The following is an 18,149-nucleotide window of genomic DNA, read 5'->3' on the forward strand; positions in this document are numbered from 1 at the left end:
AGAATGAAGTGAAACTCCGTACTAGTTCTAAAGCTAGTACGGTTGGTTTTAGAACTATGATCTTTTAGAATGAAGTGAAACACCATCTGTAATGATGGACTCATGGGAATAGTTTTAGAACTATGATCTTTTAGAATGAAGTGAAACAGTATTGGTCGTACAATCTACATAACAGGTGTTTTAGAACTATGATCTTTTAGAATGAAGTGAAACACATTAGATGAACTTATGGAAAAAGCTACGGTTTTAGAACTATGATCTTTTAGAATGAAGTGAAACAATTTTAGTTGATAGTGTGAGTAGTGTTTGTTTTAGAACTATGATCTTTTAGAATGAAGTGAAACATACTGTTTACCATCTGCATATCGCATGTTGTTTTAGAACTATGATCTTTTAGAATGAAGTGAAACAACACATTTATTTCGGATGTCGAGCCTATGGTTTTAGAACTATGATCTTTTAGAATGAAGTGAAACTTTTTCTGTAACTGAACAGTCTATGAATATGTTTTAGAACTATGATCTTTTAGAATGAAGTGAAACACAGAGTCGTGGCGTATCTCGGGTGTAAAGTTTTAGAACTATGATCTTTTAGAATGAAGTGAAACGAGTAAGCCTTTTCCTACCCACTCGAATAAGTTTTAGAACTATGATCTTTTAGAATGAAGTGAAACTGTAAATTTCACGGTTCTTCGTGATATTTTGTTTTAGAACTATGATCTTTTAGAATGAAGTGAAACAAAAGTCTTATCAAGTTTTATCTTCTCAATGTTTTAGAACTATGATCTTTTAGAATGAAGTGAAACAGATATGTTTGTGAACAAGGATTACGAAGTGTTTTAGAACTATGATCTTTTAGAATGAAGTGAAACCCATATGATTTTCCCCATATCTTTTTCGGTGTTTTAGAACTATGATCTTTTAGAATGAAGTGAAACAAGCAAGACGTAAGGAACAGGAAATTGTTGTTTTAGAACTATGATCTTTTAGAATGAAGTGAAACAGGTTCATCGCTTTATATAAGACGTTTCAGTTTTAGAACTATGATCTTTTAGAATGAAGTGAAACGTAGCGACATGGCACAAACTTCTAAAGTTAGTTTTAGAACTATGATCTTTTAGAATGAAGTGAAACTCGTTTTCGAGATACAGAGGTTCATCATTTGTTTTAGAACTATGATCTTTTAGAATGAAGTGAAACAGGACGTGACGGTTATAGATTAATCGGAGCGTTTTAGAACTATGATCTTTTAGAATGAAGTGAAACCATACTCACTTGATATGAGTTCCATATCTCGTTTTAGAACTATGATCTTTTAGAATGAAGTGAAACCGAAATACGTATAGATCACGTGTGAATACGTTTTAGAACTATGATCTTTTAGAATGAAGTGAAACAAGTTATTATGACAAAGGGAGTGTGAGGAGGTTTTAGAACTATGATCTTTTAGAATGAAGTGAAACCGCTTGTTCTGAAATGGTTAGTACTGCGATGTTTTAGAACTATGATCTTTTAGAATGAAGTGAAACTATCATAGTGACTTGATTTACTGTTTTGACGTTTTAGAACTATGATCTTTTAGAATGAAGTGAAACAAAAACTACTAAACGCTCATAATCATATATGTTTTAGAACTATGATCTTTTAGAATGAAGTGAAACATCTTTTTGCGTGCCATCTGTAGCCGTGAAGTTTTAGAACTATGATCTTTTAGAATGAAGTGAAACATATCGATCCAATGGATTACTTTAGTAAGTGTTTTAGAACTATGATCTTTTAGAATGAAGTGAAACAAAAGAAATGGAAATTAAAAAAGTTGGTAAGTTTTAGAACTATGATCTTTTAGAATGAAGTGAAACATAAGAAGACAATTAAATATTGGGAAGATAGTTTTAGAACTATGATCTTTTAGAATGAAGTGAAACATATAATCAGACAAAATCTTATAACTTAATGTTTTAGAACTATGATCTTTTAGAATGAAGTGAAACTGGTCCATCAGTTGAGAATAACTTTAACTCGTTTTAGAACTATGATCTTTTAGAATGAAGTGAAACGCAGTATGGAGGTATAATCCTCCGTTTATGTTTTAGAACTATGATCTTTTAGAATGAAGTGAAACAACAACACAGATAATACTGTTACATCTACGTTTTAGAACTATGATCTTTTAGAATGAAGTGAAACAAATGGTATTAAAAACCACTTAATCTATCCGTTTTAGAACTATGATCTTTTAGAATGAAGTGAAACTAAAATCAGTTTTCTTTCCCATGTTTTTTGTTTTAGAACTATGATCTTTTAGAATGAAGTGAAACTACCTCCGTTTAATTTCGTTTATATTTCGTGTTTTAGAACTATGATCTTTTAGAATGAAGTGAAACTTTAGGACCAAATGTTAATAACCCTGTTTCGTTTTAGAACTATGATCTTTTAGAATGAAGTGAAACTAGTAGTGAAGCAATTACTTTAAAATATATGTTTTAGAACTATGATCTTTTAGAATGAAGTGAAACTACAAGCTGTGTTGTTGTCTCAGTGTTTGTGTTTTAGAACTATGATCTTTTAGAATGAAGTGAAACGGTTGAGCGCTATGTAAGTGAACAGTTAGGTTTTAGAACTATGATCTTTTAGAATGAAGTGAAACTGCTATATCTGTACTTGCGCCTTCTCCGTTGTTTTAGAACTATGATCTTTTAGAATGAAGTGAAACCGAAAAATTTAATTTGTGGGAGGTTTAACGGTTTTAGAACTATGATCTTTTAGAATGAAGTGAAACATAACAACTGCAACAATTTGAGCAACAATGTTTTAGAACTATGATCTTTTAGAATGAAGTGAAACTGTTCCGTACTTAAATAATGAGTATCTTATGTTTTAGAACTATGATCTTTTAGAATGAAGTGAAACTTATCGAGAACCCTGCACATGGTCGTATCTGTTTTAGAACTATGATCTTTTAGAATGAAGTGAAACTAAAATGTTAGGAGAGTTCGCAGAGTTGATGTTTTAGAACTATGATCTTTTAGAATGAAGTGAAACGGCGGTATTACTCAAAATTACGATAGCTGGGTTTTAGAACTATGATCTTTTAGAATGAAGTGAAACGGCAGCGGACCAGGCCGGCGCAACATACGTGTTTTAGAACTATGATCTTTTAGAATGAAGTGAAACTTCCTTTTATCTTATTCTTCGCATTCTCAACGTTTTAGAACTATGATCTTTTAGAATGAAGTGAAACAAATATTGCAACTGAATATTTAGACTTACGTTTTAGAACTATGATCTTTTAGAATGAAGTGAAACTAAAAAGAACGCATTGACAGCTTACTTTGTGTTTTAGAACTATGATCTTTTAGAATGTATGTTTTAGAACTATGATCTTTTAGAATGAAGTGAAACTTAATCTACTGCTTTTCTACGTCTGCGTTTGTTTTAGAACTATGATCTTTTAGAATGAAGTGAAACCTATCGCTTTAAGAGTAGGATTGCACGAGTGTTTTAGAACTATGAGATGGTGGATGGGATAGAGAGATTGAGTTTGTAGTTTTAGTACTCTGCGAAATTTAGTATAAGTGAGATTTTGATGCGTATTATAAATCTTTAAAATGCGTTATAGTACTCTGTGAAATATGGATTCTGACCAACCCTATAAATTAGATGTTCCGAGGTTAGTAATCTAGAGAATATGCAGATTGATTTCGGATAGTGAACACTTTAACTATACGCTCGAAAACGTTAATAAGAAATACAAGATGAACGTTAAAGAGTTAGGTAAGGATAAAGAGAAGTTAGAATTGTTTCTAGAAAAATAATATAAAATGATTCTTTACAACCGATTCCTAATCGAATCGTTTTTTCATGTCCAAAATTTTTCACTATATCACATAATTTTCAAATATTTAATGTATTTATATTATAATAAAGAAAATATTAATTAAGAGGATACGACATGACACTTATAACTAATGACTTAAAGATACTATCGCTTAAAGATTTGATGTTGAGTTCAAATGGAGAAGGATCATTAACCCTTAAAATTCCTTCCTATCAAAGGCCTTATCGCTGGAGTTCTAAATCTGCTAATCAATTATTTATGGATATCTATGAAGCATTTAATAATAATATATCAGAATATCGCTTAGGGAGTGTGATTCTTCACAAAGATAACGATTTCTATAATATTGTAGATGGTCAGCAGAGGCTTACCACATTATCTATCTTATTATTTGTTATAAAAAGTGAAAACAGTGATTATGAAGACAGATTATCTTTACTTAATGAAAAGTATGACGACTTGTCTCATGCAGCGATCGTTCGTAACTTTGATATCTTGAACAAACGTGTTGGAGAATTAAGTCTGGATGAAATAAAGAGATTAGAGCAGTATCTGTTAGAACGATGTACAATCGTTCAGATTGTTACAGACAACGTTCAGGAAGCATTTCAGTTCTTTGATTCTCAGAATTCTAGAGGAAAGGCACTTGCGCCGCATGATTTACTCAAGTCTTATCATTTACGAGAAATGAAACATAATGATGAACAAGCGACTATGGATTTAATTCAGCAGTGGGAGAATATCGATCAAGCGAGACTTTCACTGATATTTGAGTGGTATCTCTATCCAATCCATCAGTGGCAAAGAAATAAAGATGGTATTGGTTATTCTTCAAAGAATATAGATGTATTTAAAGGGATTAACGCTGACAGTACGTTTAACTATGCAATGTATCATAAAGCAAGTCACCTTTATGTTGAACAGTTTAATAGAAGTGGCAACAATGAGCTCTTCGCTTCTACTCCTATAACGCAGTTTCAATTAACAGAACCGATTATAGCAGGTAGGCGTTTTTTTGAATATATATTGTATTACGAGAAATTGCTAAAGAAAGTAGCATATAGAATCAATAATGCGAACCGTGAGCATCCAGAAGTGCTGGGGGACGAAAGTGTGCGAGGCGATTGGCTTACGAAAAGGTTGTATGAAGCTTTAGTATTAATGTGTATTGATCGTTTTGGAGAGGAAGCATTCACTCCAAGGATTGAAAATATATTATATACATGGAGTTATTCGATTAGACTGCATATGAAAAGAGTGAGCAAACTAACGATTAATAAGTATGCGCAAGGCAATCATGAAATTAATCCAGGATTGAATTTATTTGAGCGTATTAAAGAAATGAGACATCCAAATGAACTTATGGAAATACTGTTTAAACAACCTGAACACCATAATAAATATAAAATAATGAAAGAAGAAATTTTCAAAATTAATCATTGGAGCTTAAATAATGACGAATAATAAACAGAGTATATCAGGATATACAAATAAAAATGTATTTACCAAATCAGCATCCGAAATTTTTAAGAACATGCGTTTCTTGATCCCCATCTATCAACGAAATTATGCATGGGGTGAGACTCAAATTGTACAACTCATTGAAGATATAGACAGTGCAGTGACACTGGATACGGATACAGGTGAGTACTTCTTAGGAAATTTAATCTTAAATAAAAGAGATACGTTATCTGACGAAGACTATCTATATACGAATGAAGTCATTGATGGGCAGCAGAGGCTCACGACATTGTATTTACTATGTATTTATTTAGGCATCGACTTTGATAAAGAAGCATTGAGGTTTGAAGCGAGAGTACAGTCAAATCAGACGTTGGATTTAATTAATGAAGCTAATGTTAATAATTATGGCAGTATACTATCTGATGAAATCTTAAAAGGTTATGAGATTATTAAAAATTATTTCCTGGTACATAAAATAGTTAAAGAAGACTTTAAAACTAAGTTAACTAAAGTGAAGTTAGTTGTTATCTATGTCCCACAAGATATTGATTTGAACCATTACTTTGAAATTATGAATACACGTGGTGAGCAGCTTGAACTACATGAAATTGCTAAGGCAAGAATCTTAGAGCAAATGACATCTAGTAATGATCAAACGTTAGCTGCAACAATCTGGGATGCATGTTCCAATATGAATCGATATGTACAGATGAATTTTAGCAGCGATTTTAGGGGAGAAATATTTAATGATAACTGGGATAATCTTAAAGAAAATCTAAAGTGCTTCGATGATTTATCAACGAATAATAATAGTGGAAATCACAACGAGCAAATGACACTAATAGATAGAATTAAGGGTAAAGGTGATACAAAAGGAGATACGAGCAACACTGTATTCGAAAATGATGGTGAACGATTCGATTCTATTATTTCATTTCCTAATTTTTTGCTCCAGGTTAACGCTGCCTTAAGTAAAGAGGATAATGAAACACCGGGTTTAGATGATAAACAGCTATTACAAAGCTTAGCGTGGGTCTGGCAGAAAAATGATGATGAAAGCGATGAAGACAGAGGAAAGCAATCTAAAGACTTTCTATTTCAACTATTAAAGACAAGAATCATATTCGATAGAATAATTATCAAAAGAGAATACAAAGGTAAAGCTCTAAATGAAGGTAGATGGTCATTACAGAAAATGAAAAGATATGTCGAGAGAGAAAATTATACAGCTGATTATGTTGATACTTTAAAAGGGTCAGAGAATAAACAATTAAAAGTGTTACAATCAGCGCTTAGAGTGACCTATACATCACCGAAAGCAATGCGCTGGATTACGCTAGTGCTTAAAAGTATCCTGAATGAGAATAAAGAGGAATCAGATGTTATTCAGATACTTGAAGATTACTGTAGAGAAAGCGTAAGAAAATCTGATTATAAGAACAAACGTGGTTTTCAGATAGAACATATCGTATTTAATTATCTGGATTATCTATTGTACAGAGATGGGTATGAAAATGAACAAAAGCAAGTGATTACTAAGTTATCAAACTGGGAGTTCCAATTTAGAAACTCAATTGAACATTTCTATCCACAACATCCTTTGAATGGAGATATATGGGATGAACACGATGAATTAAATAGCTTCGGTAATCTCGCACTTATATCAGTAAGTGGCAATTCAATGTTCTCCAATCGTATACCGGAAGAGAAAGCTAAAGTTGAGCATATCATTAACCAAAGCTTGAAACTGGAGATTATGGCACATATAACGAAAAAATCAGGGTGGAGTAAAGAAAAGGTTAAATGTCATTGTGATGAAATGATAACGATAATAGATAATGATATTAGAAAAGCCGATTCATAATCGAATCGGCTTTAATTATTGAATGAAGCTTAATTGTCTGGCGCCAGCAACAGTTCATAGCGTTCAGCTATCTTTTCATAACCTTGTCGCTGATACATATCGCGTGCGGTATCGTTTCCATCTGCAATAAGGAATACCTGCTTGCCGTGGGCCAAGTCATACACCGCTTCTTGCAGACGACTCCCGATACCACGTTTACGATACGTTTCAATCACGTAGAAGTCATCGATTTCTACCGTCTCGTCTTCTATAATCGCTTCTATCTTACCTGCAGGCATATTGTCTATGTATGCGACAATCTGTAGTATGTTATGCTTTAACAAATCACGTCTATGTGTCTCGTCTTTCAGCTTTACAAAGTCTTCTCCGTACTCGATTTCTCCAGCTGCACAGACCTTTAGGAAGTCATCGAATATGGGTCCGTCCTGTGTAACTACCTCGCAAACGACCTCATCGTTACGTCTTAACTGTTTCGGATGCTTTAGTTCATACAATTCCATCATCTCTAGGTTACAACCATGTGATTTCGCATAAGCGACAATTGATTCCGGAATCACTTCGTTGTCAGGAAAGATGAATAGTAGGTGTTGTTGATGATATTTCATATGAAAATCACGCTGATATGATAAATCTTCTTTAAATAGTTCTAGCGTCGGCATCTCTTTATATTCGAAGTAGTTTGCGTAATACTTAATTAACTGACTCGACGTATGATAGTGAATATAACGGGCGCTTTCTTCTAATATGTCCGCACTATTATGTGTATCTTTAAATGACAGCATGTTATTACCTCGCTTTTTATTATTTATTATACATGATTTTATATACACTATATATTTTACAGTAATTGTATTAAAATGGTATTAATATGATAAAAGAGGTGCTACATGGATAAAAAGGATTTCAAGAGAACATTTCAATATTTTATAAAGAATTTATTTAACTTTAAAGGAGAACTGCCATTTCATCTGTATAAGAAGCTGATGCTTATTCCGCAAATCTGTGCTTTTATTATACTTGCATTATTCATGATCTATTTATTTAAAGATATATTCAGTGGTTATCCTTATCACGATTTGTCGCTGAAAGAAGCAGAACGTCTAGAGGCACTGGATCAGTTCAAACGCTTTAGTGCTATTATATTTTTCTTCGTATTCTTGTATTTATCATCTTTATCTACAGAGATAAAGCGATTCAGATTTCTAAGGAAGTCACCAGCTGTGTATTTAGCGCTTGGATGCATAGGTTTACCTTTAATCTATGCCTATAGTTATTATTCTAACGTTATTATGCATAGTACGAGTACCGTCGGCATATTACTCATCATTTTAATACCGTGGTTTGCGAACAATAAGAATAAACCGACCGACCGCGACAAATTGTATGAAGACTATGATTTTGAGGATATCGAAAAGTTGGAACAGTGAAGTTATATTAAAACATATAGAAAGGATGTCGTGATATGACGAAGAAACTATGGCTAAATTATCTTATCTATGGAATTATTGTAGTGATGTTATTATGGTTATTGATTGATAGTGGCGTGCAGCAGGAACCGTTTATATTTACTTTTCTTATAGTAGTTTTAATTGGACCATTCTTTATCATTTCTCACGAAACGAGACTCAGGCAGTTACTTCATAGAAATCGACTGGCAGGGTTAGAGCAACGTGTAGCACAGAAGAAGTACGAATATACAGTGCTTGCAGTGATGTTGATTATCTCTTTGTTATTGCATATGTATTACAAGATGAATGATATGGATACGTCAGGGTTGTTCAATTTTACCGTTGCTATTTTCGGTGCAGCGGTAGGTACGAACATGAGGCATATTGTTGATAGACAGGAGATAAAAGAAATAAAAGAGAAATCCATGTTTAAGTGAATAAACTGCACCCCGAAAGTTAGATTTTAAGTCAAACGTTCAGGGTGCCGTTTATTTGTATTAAGCCTTTTATTTCTTGGGTAATGACTTAATCTCATCACGCTTACCATTTAAAACATCGTCTAAATATTTACCGTATAACCCTTCATCGTCTTTAGAAATTAAATGACCATAACCTTCCAGCACGATACGTCTTGTATCCCATCCCTGACTTCGATAGAAAGCCTCACTTTCCTTACTTTTCTTTAATGTATTAAAGCCTTTCGCGTATTTGTCAGTACCATCATCATGTTCTCCTACAATCCATGTTAATGGGAATGGTTCCTGGATGACGTCACTTTTAGGTAATGTATCTGTAATACCTTCAGACTTCGGTGAGCCCCCGCCACCAAATAATACAGCACCACCGCGTTTCACACCTGCTTTCTTCAAATCATGAAGCAACCAGTATGCCACTTCTTCAGAACCTCCCGAGAATGACCCGATCCATAAGTTGTCGTGAGCTGGTAATGTGTGAATAAGCTCGACGAGATATTCATTATTCTGCTCCCCGTTTGTCCACCAAGTCTTGTCCTTACTCGGCGTCTTCGGTACAATGAGCGTTAATTGATGTGCTGCAGCTGTCTGTTTTATGCCGTGTGGTCCTTCCAGATAATACTTTGTATCAGGTTCATAAAATTCTGCTGCCCCGTCACCATGTAGCCAGAGTAACGTTCCTTTTGCGTGTGTTGCAGGGTAGATAAGATAGTTAATCTGCGTACCATCACTCGTAGTGAAGTGTTCAGGATTATTTGCTTTGTGGGTTACAACATGTGTCGTTTTATTCGTGACGATAATGAATAGAGTAATCAGAACGATTAAGCTGAAGCATACAATAATAAGTTTATTTCGTGACGTATTTGTCATAGTGCATCCTTTCGAACATTAATATGTATATAGGATAAGTCTTTTGGTGTTTAAGTTCACTAGCTTCGTAGTTAATCGAATTATCATACTTTGCATGATAGTCCTCCATTATAATTGCCAGGTCATTTGCGTCCATACCTTTTGCATTTTGCATCGTAATATTGATATCTTTGTATCCAATCTTATTATTCAGATGCATCGTTTATTTGTATATTATTATACCCTCTATCTTAGCAAATAAATCTTAAAAGGACATCTAGATCAAATACCTTTCTGTACTATGTTAAAACATACATACTATAAAGATTGAGGGAACTCATATATAATCATTCTTTGAATATTACAAGTCATATAAGGGGTTGTTTATGCTGGATTATGGTTCAGCAGTATTTGTCGGCGAACTGGAACTCATCTTTCCATATAGCACGTGAGAATAAGATGTGGATTGAATGCGAACCTCTAGGACGTTCTTTGATAGAGGAAGGTTATATTATAAAGCGTTTCTAGTATTATTGTTGAATAATAAATCATAATCTTTGTTGTAAGTTAATCTTAAGTGTTATTATATTAGTATGATTGAGAACAATAATATAAAGTTGAGGTGGGGAATATATGAACAATAAACATTATGATGTGATTTATATCGGAAGTGGTCATGCAGCATGGCACGGCGCACTTATCTTGAACCAGATGAAGAAGCGTGTAGCGATAATTGAAAAAGATAAGATTGCTGGTACGTGTACGAATTATGGGTGTAATCCTAAAATCTTATTAGAAGGACCATTTGAAGCGATTGAGTCTCTCAAGCATTATGGTGATATTGTAGATACGCTCCCTCAAGTGAACTGGTCGAAGTTAATGGATTATAAACGCGAGACGATTAATCCGATGCATGAAGGATTGGAACAAATCTTCAAAGATCAGGGCATTGATATTATCAAAGGTGAAGGGCTGCTGAAAGATGCGCACACGGTGAGCGTTGATGGAACAGAATACCACGGGAAGTTCATCGTGCTTGCAACGGGACAGCGTAGTCATATACTAGATATTGAAGGTAAGGAACTTATGCACAACAGTACCGACTTTATGGAGCTGGATACGTTCCCTGAACGCATCACCTTCCTGGGCGGTGGTTATATCAGCATAGAGTTCGCTTCAATTGCTGCCAAGATGGGCAGTGAAGTGTCGGTGATTGGTCATTCTGATACTGTGCTGAAGCAATATCATCAGCCATATGTACAGAAACTGGTCAAGAAGCTGGAAGATGAAGGTGTGAAATTCCACCTGAATATTGATGTCAATAAGCTTGAACAGACAGAGGATGGTTTGAAGTTCACTGACGACAAAGGCTTTGAACTATATACAGATTACGTTGTAGATGCAACAGGGCGTGTACCGAATGTGGAAGGTATCGGATTAGAGCAAGTGGGTGTGGATTACGATAAGCAAGGTATTAAAGTCAACAAGTTCATGCAGACATCTGTGCCAAACATCTATGCCAGTGGGGATGTGGTAAGTAAGAAAATACCGAAATTAACACCGACGGCAACATTCGAATCGAACTATATTGCATTAAATATTTTAGGAAGCGATGCAGACAAGAAGAAATTCCCGCTAAAGGCATTAAAGTTATTACCGATTAAATATCCAGCGATTCCAAATGTCGTGTATTCACTTCCTCGAATTGCACACGTTGGTATGACCGTAGAAGAGGCGAGTAAGAAGTCGGGATATAAAGTGAAGACGATTAAATTTGGTGAACAGCTTGAATTTCAGTATAAGCATGAACGTGATGCTGAAATGAAAGTCGTGCTTGATGGTCGTAATAGATTGAAAGGTGCTGTAATCTATGGCAGTGCAGCAGATGATTTAATCAATATTCTAACACTGATTATTAATAAGAAAATGAGTGGTCGGGAAGTAAATAAGATGATATTTGCATTTCCAAGTGCATCAAGTGGTGTTATCCAGCTTCTTGGCATGCATATGATGGGCGTGGATATTGATTTATAAAATAAAGTGCGAAAGACATTAGTCTTTTGCACTTTTTTAATGTATATTGACTTTTTATGACATTTAGTACTAATATGAATTAATGGTAAAAATAACAAATGCCTATAGGAGATGGATGATGAAAAAGATATTGTTAGGTATATTAATCGCGATTGTAATCATGACAGTCGACGTTGTGCTTAGTTTCATTTTCACCCACGTTTATCCTATTTTACCGATTGATTTCACCGATAAGGGTGGGTTGGCACAGATGCTGATGTTGACACTTCTTTTATCACTGCCTTGGTTATTCTTATTTATCTGCAACTTCATCCGTGGTAATCATGGTCCAAATAAATACGGAGAAGATCCGAAACAAACTGTATATTAAAGAAAAAATTCGTAGCCCTTTAATGGCTACGAATTTTTTTATCCTGTTAAGATATCTTCTTTTGGATAGCTATAAAGTTGTTTATTTGGTCTAGAGAATGTAAGGACGATTGTCAGTACACCGACTTTACCGATCATCATCATCAGGATGATAAGGAGTTTACCGATGACCGAGAGTTTACCGGTAATCCCCATCGTCAGACCGACTGTACCGAATGCTGAAATAACTTCAAACATGAGTGGTAAGAACGGTAGATTTGGTTCTGCCAGCACGAGACAGAAGACAATCGTAAAACAGAATCCTGAGCTCAATACTGCAATCGCTAAACTTTTAAATAAAAATCTTGGATCAATCGTACGTTTAAATAAACTTAAATGTGCTCTTTGTTTAATAAAGCTTAACGTACCAAATATGATAACGACGGTTGTTGTCAATTTAATACCACCGGCAGTCGATGTTGGTCCACCACCGATAAACATGAGCAGCATCATAATAAGGATGGTTGGTGTTGTTAGAGCACCGATATCAATCGTATTAAATCCTGCTGTTCTCGTCGTGATCGCCTGGAAATAAGCCATTTGGAACTGATCAAACGTTGAATGCCCACCAAGCGTTGCTTTATTGCCATATTCGAGTATAAAGATGATGAGTGTTGCACAAAAGTTAATAATTAATGTACTGAGTAACATCACTTTCGTATGCACTCTTAGTTTTTTAAAGTGCTTTGTTTTGTATAGATCAAGAATAACTGTAAACCCGATTCCACCGATGATGATTAAACTTGTAATGATGAAGTTGATGACTGGATTCGTTCTGAATTGTACTAAGTTATCGCTATGCAAGGCAAACCCTGCATTGTTAAACGCACTGACAGCAGTGAAGACGCTATGAAATAATCCTCTTTTAAACCCTAGTTGAGGAATCCATTCCAGACAGAGTAACAATGCACCGATACTTTCAAAGATTAAACTGACTGAGAAAAGTATGAGTACGAGACGTATGATTCCGCCTGTATTCTGTTGGTTTAAGGCTTCGGTTGCGAGAGATCTTCCTTTGAATCCTACCTTCTTACCGAGCATGATAAATACGATCATGGCCAACGTAATAATCCCGAGACCACCGGCCTGTACAAGTATCATAATGATGATATAGCCGATATAATTGAAGTTGGCTGTTATATCAATTGTTGCCAATCCGGTAACAGTAAATGCACTTGTAGCAATAAACAGACAATCTACAAATGATGTAGGTTGTTTCTGAGAGAATGGCATATAAAGTAATAAAGTACCGATCGTAAGAAAGACTAAGAATGCACTGATAATAACTAAATATGGGTTTCTTGTACTTACTTTATTTTTTTTTTCCATTTGGCATCCTCTTTTTTAGAATGATTAAGTAAGAATAGCGTACATGATAGTTACAGAAAATACAATTCAAATTTTAATATTTTGAAAAGATATTTATTAATTAATTTATAGGGATATTTTTTAACACAATCTTAACTTTAGAATGCTTTGAAACTCCTTTATAATCAACTAAGAGAAATTCAAACATTAAGGATGTTAATAATGAACTATTTTTTAGTTGGCGATATACATGGGTGTTACAATACATTAAAGAACATACTAAAGCACTGGAATCCAAAAGATGAGCAGCTGATCTTTGTCGGAGATTATATCAATAAAGGAAAACATTCTAAAGAGGTTGTCCGCTGTGTACGCAAGCTTCAGCAGGATTATCCGAATACAATTTGTATTCAGGGCAATCACGAGTATCAAATGGCGCAGTATATTTTTAATGAAACGTCAAAGTCAGACATGAAAGAGAATTATAAGCATACGATAGAAGATTATGACTTATGTGATAAACATATAGATGATGCAAGATGGATGCGGGGTTTACCGTTGTTTTACGAGAATGGTGTGCTGTATGTATCTCATGCGGGTGTTAACTTTTTAGGGTTTAGAAAGTTTCATACAGAGAGTATGTGGAGTGTGTTACGTTTCCGCGGTAAGCTTAAAAAGATGAAGAAGCTTCAGGTCATTGGACATACACCAACTGAAATCGGGAAGCCGATATATTTAAAACAATACAATGTGTTAAACATTGATGCCGGAGCAGGGAATCATGATGCGCTTGCTGCAGTCGTCATTAATAAGAATGGTAAATTGGTTAGAACGTATATTGAGGAAATATTGAAGAGTGATTATTAAACAGAAAGAGAGCGGATATTTTATCCGCTCTCTTTTAGTATTTATAATGGTTAGCCCATATTTTTAACGTTTTTTGGTGTAATTTTTACGATTTTATCGATATTAATTGAGCAAGTTGATGATTCATCGTTAATCGGTAAAAAGCCTGTCTCATTTAAATCAAGTTTCTTAATGAAGTTATTAAATGCGATCTTTTCATCTGTCGTAAAGAACTCCTGATGGTTTACTGTTTCACCGTTGTCTAATTGAATTTCAATGTTTAAATAATTGCTTTCTGCATCCATTTAAATTAAAAGCTCCTTTTAAAATATTATTTATTCATTAATTAATGTTCCCTTATTAAAAATTAATAAACATTTCATTCAAATAATTGTTTGGATGAGTGCATTGTTGTATACTATATTCAAATGAATATTTGAATGACAGTAAGATATATTATGAATGGAGTGTTGTAGATAGCTCAAGATACTTGTGATTTATATTTGTTTGATGTTGAGAAGGTAAAGCGTGTGAAATCACAACAGGATTTAGTTGATTTAAATCCAGTGCTTGTTATTTATAAAGCCTTAGCAGATGAGAAACGTTTGAAAATTTGCTTTAGTTTATTGCTCGAAGATGAATTATGTGTATGTGACCTGGCAAACATACTGGATGCGAGTGTCGCTACGACAAGTCACCATCTCAGATATTTAAATCAGACGAAAGTGCTTGATTTTAGAAAAGAAGGTAAAAATGCATTCTATCGTTTGAAAGATGATCATATTAAGACATTGATCCGTACAGCATTAGCGCATGGGGGTGAATCTGATGAGTAAGGAGAAAGAGGAAACATATCGTCTGGAAGGTTTGAGCTGTACGAACTGTGCAGCAAAATTTGTGAAAAATATTGAAGCGATTCCTGGTGTAGATACAGTGGATTTAAATTTTGGGGCTGCGAAATTGAATGTAACGGGTGACGTCACTGTTGAACAGTTAGAAGCGGCGGGGAAATTTGATCATATTAAAGTACGTCCGGCGAATGTAAAACGTACAAAGAAAGTTCCGTTTTATAAGAATAAAGCGCATTTACCGTTTGCCATTGCTTTAATTCTGTTTATTGCGGGCTTAATCACAGGTTTTAATGTTGGTGAAGATAGTCTGTATACGAAAGTAATCTTTATCGCAGCGATTGCAATCGGTGGTTATTCATTGTTTATTGAAGGTATGAAACAACTGTTCAAATTAAACTTTAATATGAACGTCTTAATGACCATTGCAATTATTGGTGCGATGTTAATTGGCGAAGTACAGGAAGGTGCCATGGTCGTTCTGTTATTTGCAATAAGTGAAGCGCTTGAAGGATACGCGATGGAGAAATCACGTGACAGTATTCAGAGTCTGATTGATCTGACACCTGACATGGCATTAAAACGAATTGGTAATGAATACGTAGAAGTTGCTGTAGATGATTTAATGATTGATGACGTCGTGAGAATACTGCCAGGTAAGAAAGTACCGATTGATGGCATAGTAATAAATGGTCAGAGCAATGTCAATCAGGCAAGTATTACAGGCGAAAGTATCCCTGTTACAAAGGGAATGGATGACGAAGTATACTCAGGAACACTGAATGAGTCTGGACAGTTAGAAGTGCGAGTTACTAAACGCAGCCATGAAACAAAGCTTGCGAAGATGATTCATCTTGTGGAAGAAGCGCAAAGTGAGAAAGCACCGACACAGAAATTTGTAGATAAGTTTGCGAAATACTATACACCGCTCATTATGCTCATAGCATTGCTTGTAATCGTAATCCCACCATTATTTGGTGGTGACTTCAAACATTATCTTTACCAAGGTTTATCAGTACTCGTTGTAGGTTGTCCTTGTGCGCTTGTTGTCTCAACACCGGTTGCTATCGTTACCGCAATTGGTAGTGCTGCACGTCGTGGTATTTTAATAAAAGGTGGTATTCATTTAGAGAACGCAGGTCATATCGATACGATTGCTTTTGATAAGACAGGCACATTAACTAAAGGAGAGCCTGTTGTTGTTGAACGTGTTGATTTCACAGTACTAACGCAAGACGAAAAAAATGTTATCTATACCCTTGAAAAAGATGCCGGACATCCATTAAGTAAAGCAATCGTGAACAGTTTGACAAATTGTGAAACAGTCGAGTTAACAGATTATGAAGTTGTTACTGCTAAAGGGGTACAAGGTAGTTATAAAGATAAAAAATATCGTATCGGACAACCGAAATTCTTTAATGTAAATGAGACTGATGCACAGAAACTTGCTGAAACTAATAGAAGTGGCGCAACAAAAGTATTGTTCGGTACAGAAGAGCGTATAATAGCTGTCTTCTTTATTCAGGATACACTTCGCGATGAATCAAAAGATGTCGTGCGCAGGTTGAATAAAGAAGGAATAGAGACACTGATGCTCACGGGTGATAATAAAGCTGTAGCCGATGCAATTGGAAATACTTTATCTATCACACGCGTGCACTCAGAGTTATTACCTGAAGATAAGTTGAAATTAATTAAAGACTATCAGCGAAAAGGAAGTCACATTGCCATGGTTGGTGATGGTGTGAATGACGCACCGGCACTCGCACAGGCAGACGTAGGATTCTCAATGGGCGGTGCAGCAACTGATACTGCAATTGAGACTGCTGATATTACATTTATGAAGGATGATTTAAGCGATTTACCGAAAGTGATTCGCCTGAGCAAGCGTACATTAAATATCATCAAACAAAATATCGGGTTTGCTTTGGGACTTAAATTAATTGTGATATTACTCGTTATTCCAGGCTGGTTAACGTTATGGATAGCGATATTTGCTGATATGGGTGCTACATTACTCGTTACTTTAAACAGTTTAAGATTACTGAAACATAAATAATGCATCCCTCACCATAAAACTGTAAAAAGGCCGTGCCTACGTTATAATGTAAGTAAAGCAGACAGTTGAAGGTGAGGGGTTTTTATGTGGATTGATATTTCTCAGACATTAAAGCAGGGTATAGCAACATGGCCAGGGGATCAGCCTTTTGTGTATCAGATGGATAGTCAGTTAGAAGGTCAAACTGGTGCCAACGTAGGCAGTATTAAAATGAGTTTACATACTGGTACACATTTAGATGCACCTTTTCACTATGACCATGAAGGCGTAACGATTGATGAGATTGATATTAATCGCTTAATCGGTGAAGCGCAGGTGATTGAATTAATCGATGAGGAAATTGTTACTCAGAAATTATTAGAGGACTTTGTGATTGATAAGCCAATTGTATTGTTTAAGTCAGTATACAGCAAAGAACAAAGTGTATTTTTAGGAGACTTTATGACCTTTGAAAGTGCTGCCATTCATTATCTGGGAGACCTTGGTGTTGAAGTGATTGGCACGGATATGCCAAGTATAGATACTGTAGATAATGAAACGCTCGATGCACACAAAGCATGTTTAGAAAATCAAATATTGATTATAGAAAATTTAGAATTAAATAAAGTGAGAGTAGGGTATTATGATTTTATCGGGTTGCCACTTAAGATAGAAGCTGATGCCAGTCCAATTCGTGCAGTTGTAAAAAAGAAATTATAAGATGAGGTGAGT

The 18,149-nt window shown here is 34.9% G+C and carries 15 protein-coding genes and 1 CRISPR repeat array (1 of these 16 running past the window's edge); of the genes, 10 read left to right on the forward strand and 5 right to left on the reverse strand.

What is annotated here, in order from left to right:
• Positions 1-3,467: a CRISPR direct-repeat array (repeat unit 36 nt; unit sequence GTTTTAGAACTATGATCTTTTAGAATGAAGTGAAAC); it begins 2,519 nt to the left of the window's first position.
• A 484-nt stretch (positions 3,468-3,951) separates the two neighbouring features.
• Together BHX94_RS09645 and BHX94_RS09650 are read left to right on the forward strand one after the other, a co-directional pair.
• Positions 3,952-5,301 (forward strand): DUF262 domain-containing protein, encoded by a 1,350-nt coding sequence (locus BHX94_RS09645; protein ID WP_111746236.1) that lies wholly within the window; start codon positions 3,952-3,954, stop codon positions 5,299-5,301.
• The gene (locus BHX94_RS09650) at positions 5,291-7,165 is read left to right on the forward strand and encodes a DUF262 domain-containing protein (RefSeq protein ID WP_111746238.1); all 1,875 of its coding nucleotides are present in this window, start codon (positions 5,291-5,293) and stop codon (positions 7,163-7,165) included. The genes BHX94_RS09645 and BHX94_RS09650 overlap by 11 nt, the downstream gene beginning before the upstream one ends.
• Before the next feature lie 29 nt (positions 7,166-7,194).
• On the opposite strand, the gene BHX94_RS09655 is transcribed toward BHX94_RS09650, so the two are convergent.
• Complete coding sequence (locus tag BHX94_RS09655; protein ID WP_111746240.1) at positions 7,195-7,947, reverse strand: GNAT family N-acetyltransferase; 753 nt, start codon at positions 7,945-7,947, stop codon at positions 7,195-7,197.
• A 105-nt stretch (positions 7,948-8,052) separates the two neighbouring features.
• Between BHX94_RS09655 and BHX94_RS09660 the strand changes: the two genes are divergently transcribed.
• Both BHX94_RS09660 and BHX94_RS09665 read left to right on the forward strand, forming a co-directional pair.
• Positions 8,053-8,592 (forward strand): hypothetical protein, encoded by a 540-nt coding sequence (locus BHX94_RS09660; RefSeq protein ID WP_111746242.1) that lies wholly within the window; start codon positions 8,053-8,055, stop codon positions 8,590-8,592.
• Between the two features lie 35 nt (positions 8,593-8,627).
• The gene (locus BHX94_RS09665) at positions 8,628-9,050 is read left to right on the forward strand and encodes a hypothetical protein (RefSeq protein ID WP_096075839.1); all 423 of its coding nucleotides are present in this window, start codon (positions 8,628-8,630) and stop codon (positions 9,048-9,050) included.
• A gap of 69 nt (positions 9,051-9,119) precedes the next feature.
• On the opposite strand, the gene BHX94_RS09670 is transcribed toward BHX94_RS09665, so the two are convergent.
• Positions 9,120-9,956, reverse strand: coding sequence for a hypothetical protein (locus BHX94_RS09670; RefSeq protein ID WP_111746244.1), 837 nt, complete (start codon positions 9,954-9,956; stop codon positions 9,120-9,122).
• A complete protein-coding gene (locus BHX94_RS09675) occupies positions 9,934-10,155 on the reverse strand; it encodes a hypothetical protein (protein ID WP_111746246.1) in 222 nt (73 codons plus the stop codon). The genes BHX94_RS09670 and BHX94_RS09675 overlap by 23 nt, the downstream gene beginning before the upstream one ends.
• A 413-nt stretch (positions 10,156-10,568) precedes the next feature.
• Here BHX94_RS09675 and BHX94_RS09680 point away from each other — a divergent pair, with 413 nt between their 5' ends.
• On the forward strand, positions 10,569-11,969 hold the full coding sequence (locus BHX94_RS09680) for a dihydrolipoyl dehydrogenase family protein (protein ID WP_111746248.1): 1,401 nt from the start codon (positions 10,569-10,571) through the stop codon (positions 11,967-11,969).
• A gap of 118 nt (positions 11,970-12,087) precedes the next feature.
• Positions 12,088-12,339 carry a hypothetical protein gene (locus BHX94_RS09685; RefSeq protein WP_111746250.1) on the forward strand — a complete coding sequence of 84 codons (252 nt, stop codon included), beginning with the start codon at positions 12,088-12,090 and terminating at the stop codon, positions 12,337-12,339.
• A gap of 38 nt (positions 12,340-12,377) precedes the next feature.
• Here BHX94_RS09685 and BHX94_RS09690 read toward each other — a convergent pair whose 3' ends face one another.
• Positions 12,378-13,706: a TrkH family potassium uptake protein gene (locus BHX94_RS09690; RefSeq protein ID WP_111746252.1), complete on the reverse strand. Its 1,329-nt coding sequence runs from the start codon at positions 13,704-13,706 to the stop codon at positions 12,378-12,380.
• A gap of 201 nt (positions 13,707-13,907) precedes the next feature.
• Here BHX94_RS09690 and BHX94_RS09695 point away from each other — a divergent pair, with 201 nt between their 5' ends.
• The gene (locus BHX94_RS09695; protein WP_170120821.1) at positions 13,908-14,552 is read left to right on the forward strand and encodes a metallophosphoesterase family protein; all 645 of its coding nucleotides are present in this window, start codon (positions 13,908-13,910) and stop codon (positions 14,550-14,552) included.
• A 50-nt stretch (positions 14,553-14,602) separates the two neighbouring features.
• Here the strand turns inward: BHX94_RS09695 and BHX94_RS09700 are convergent, their stop codons facing one another.
• The gene (locus BHX94_RS09700; RefSeq protein ID WP_096075849.1) at positions 14,603-14,836 is read right to left on the reverse strand and encodes a hypothetical protein; all 234 of its coding nucleotides are present in this window, start codon (positions 14,834-14,836) and stop codon (positions 14,603-14,605) included.
• A gap of 225 nt (positions 14,837-15,061) precedes the next feature.
• Between BHX94_RS09700 and BHX94_RS09705 the strand changes: the two genes are divergently transcribed.
• The 3 genes from BHX94_RS09705 (at position 15,062) to BHX94_RS09715 (ending at position 18,137) form a co-directional block, all read left to right on the forward strand.
• Positions 15,062-15,367 carry an ArsR/SmtB family transcription factor gene (locus tag BHX94_RS09705; RefSeq protein ID WP_242446685.1) on the forward strand — a complete coding sequence of 102 codons (306 nt, stop codon included), beginning with the start codon at positions 15,062-15,064 and terminating at the stop codon, positions 15,365-15,367.
• On the forward strand, positions 15,360-17,438 hold the full coding sequence (locus tag BHX94_RS09710) for a heavy metal translocating P-type ATPase (protein ID WP_146606920.1): 2,079 nt from the start codon (positions 15,360-15,362) through the stop codon (positions 17,436-17,438). The genes BHX94_RS09705 and BHX94_RS09710 overlap by 8 nt, the downstream gene beginning before the upstream one ends.
• Positions 17,439-17,522: 84 nt before the next feature.
• Positions 17,523-18,137 (forward strand): cyclase family protein, encoded by a 615-nt coding sequence (locus tag BHX94_RS09715; protein ID WP_111746260.1) that lies wholly within the window; start codon positions 17,523-17,525, stop codon positions 18,135-18,137.
• Positions 18,138-18,149 lie beyond the last annotated feature (12 nt).

Origin of the sequence: Macrococcoides bohemicum, assembly GCF_003259675.1 — a bacterium.
GTDB classification, from domain to species: Bacteria; Bacillota; Bacilli; order Staphylococcales; family Staphylococcaceae; genus Macrococcoides; species Macrococcoides bohemicum.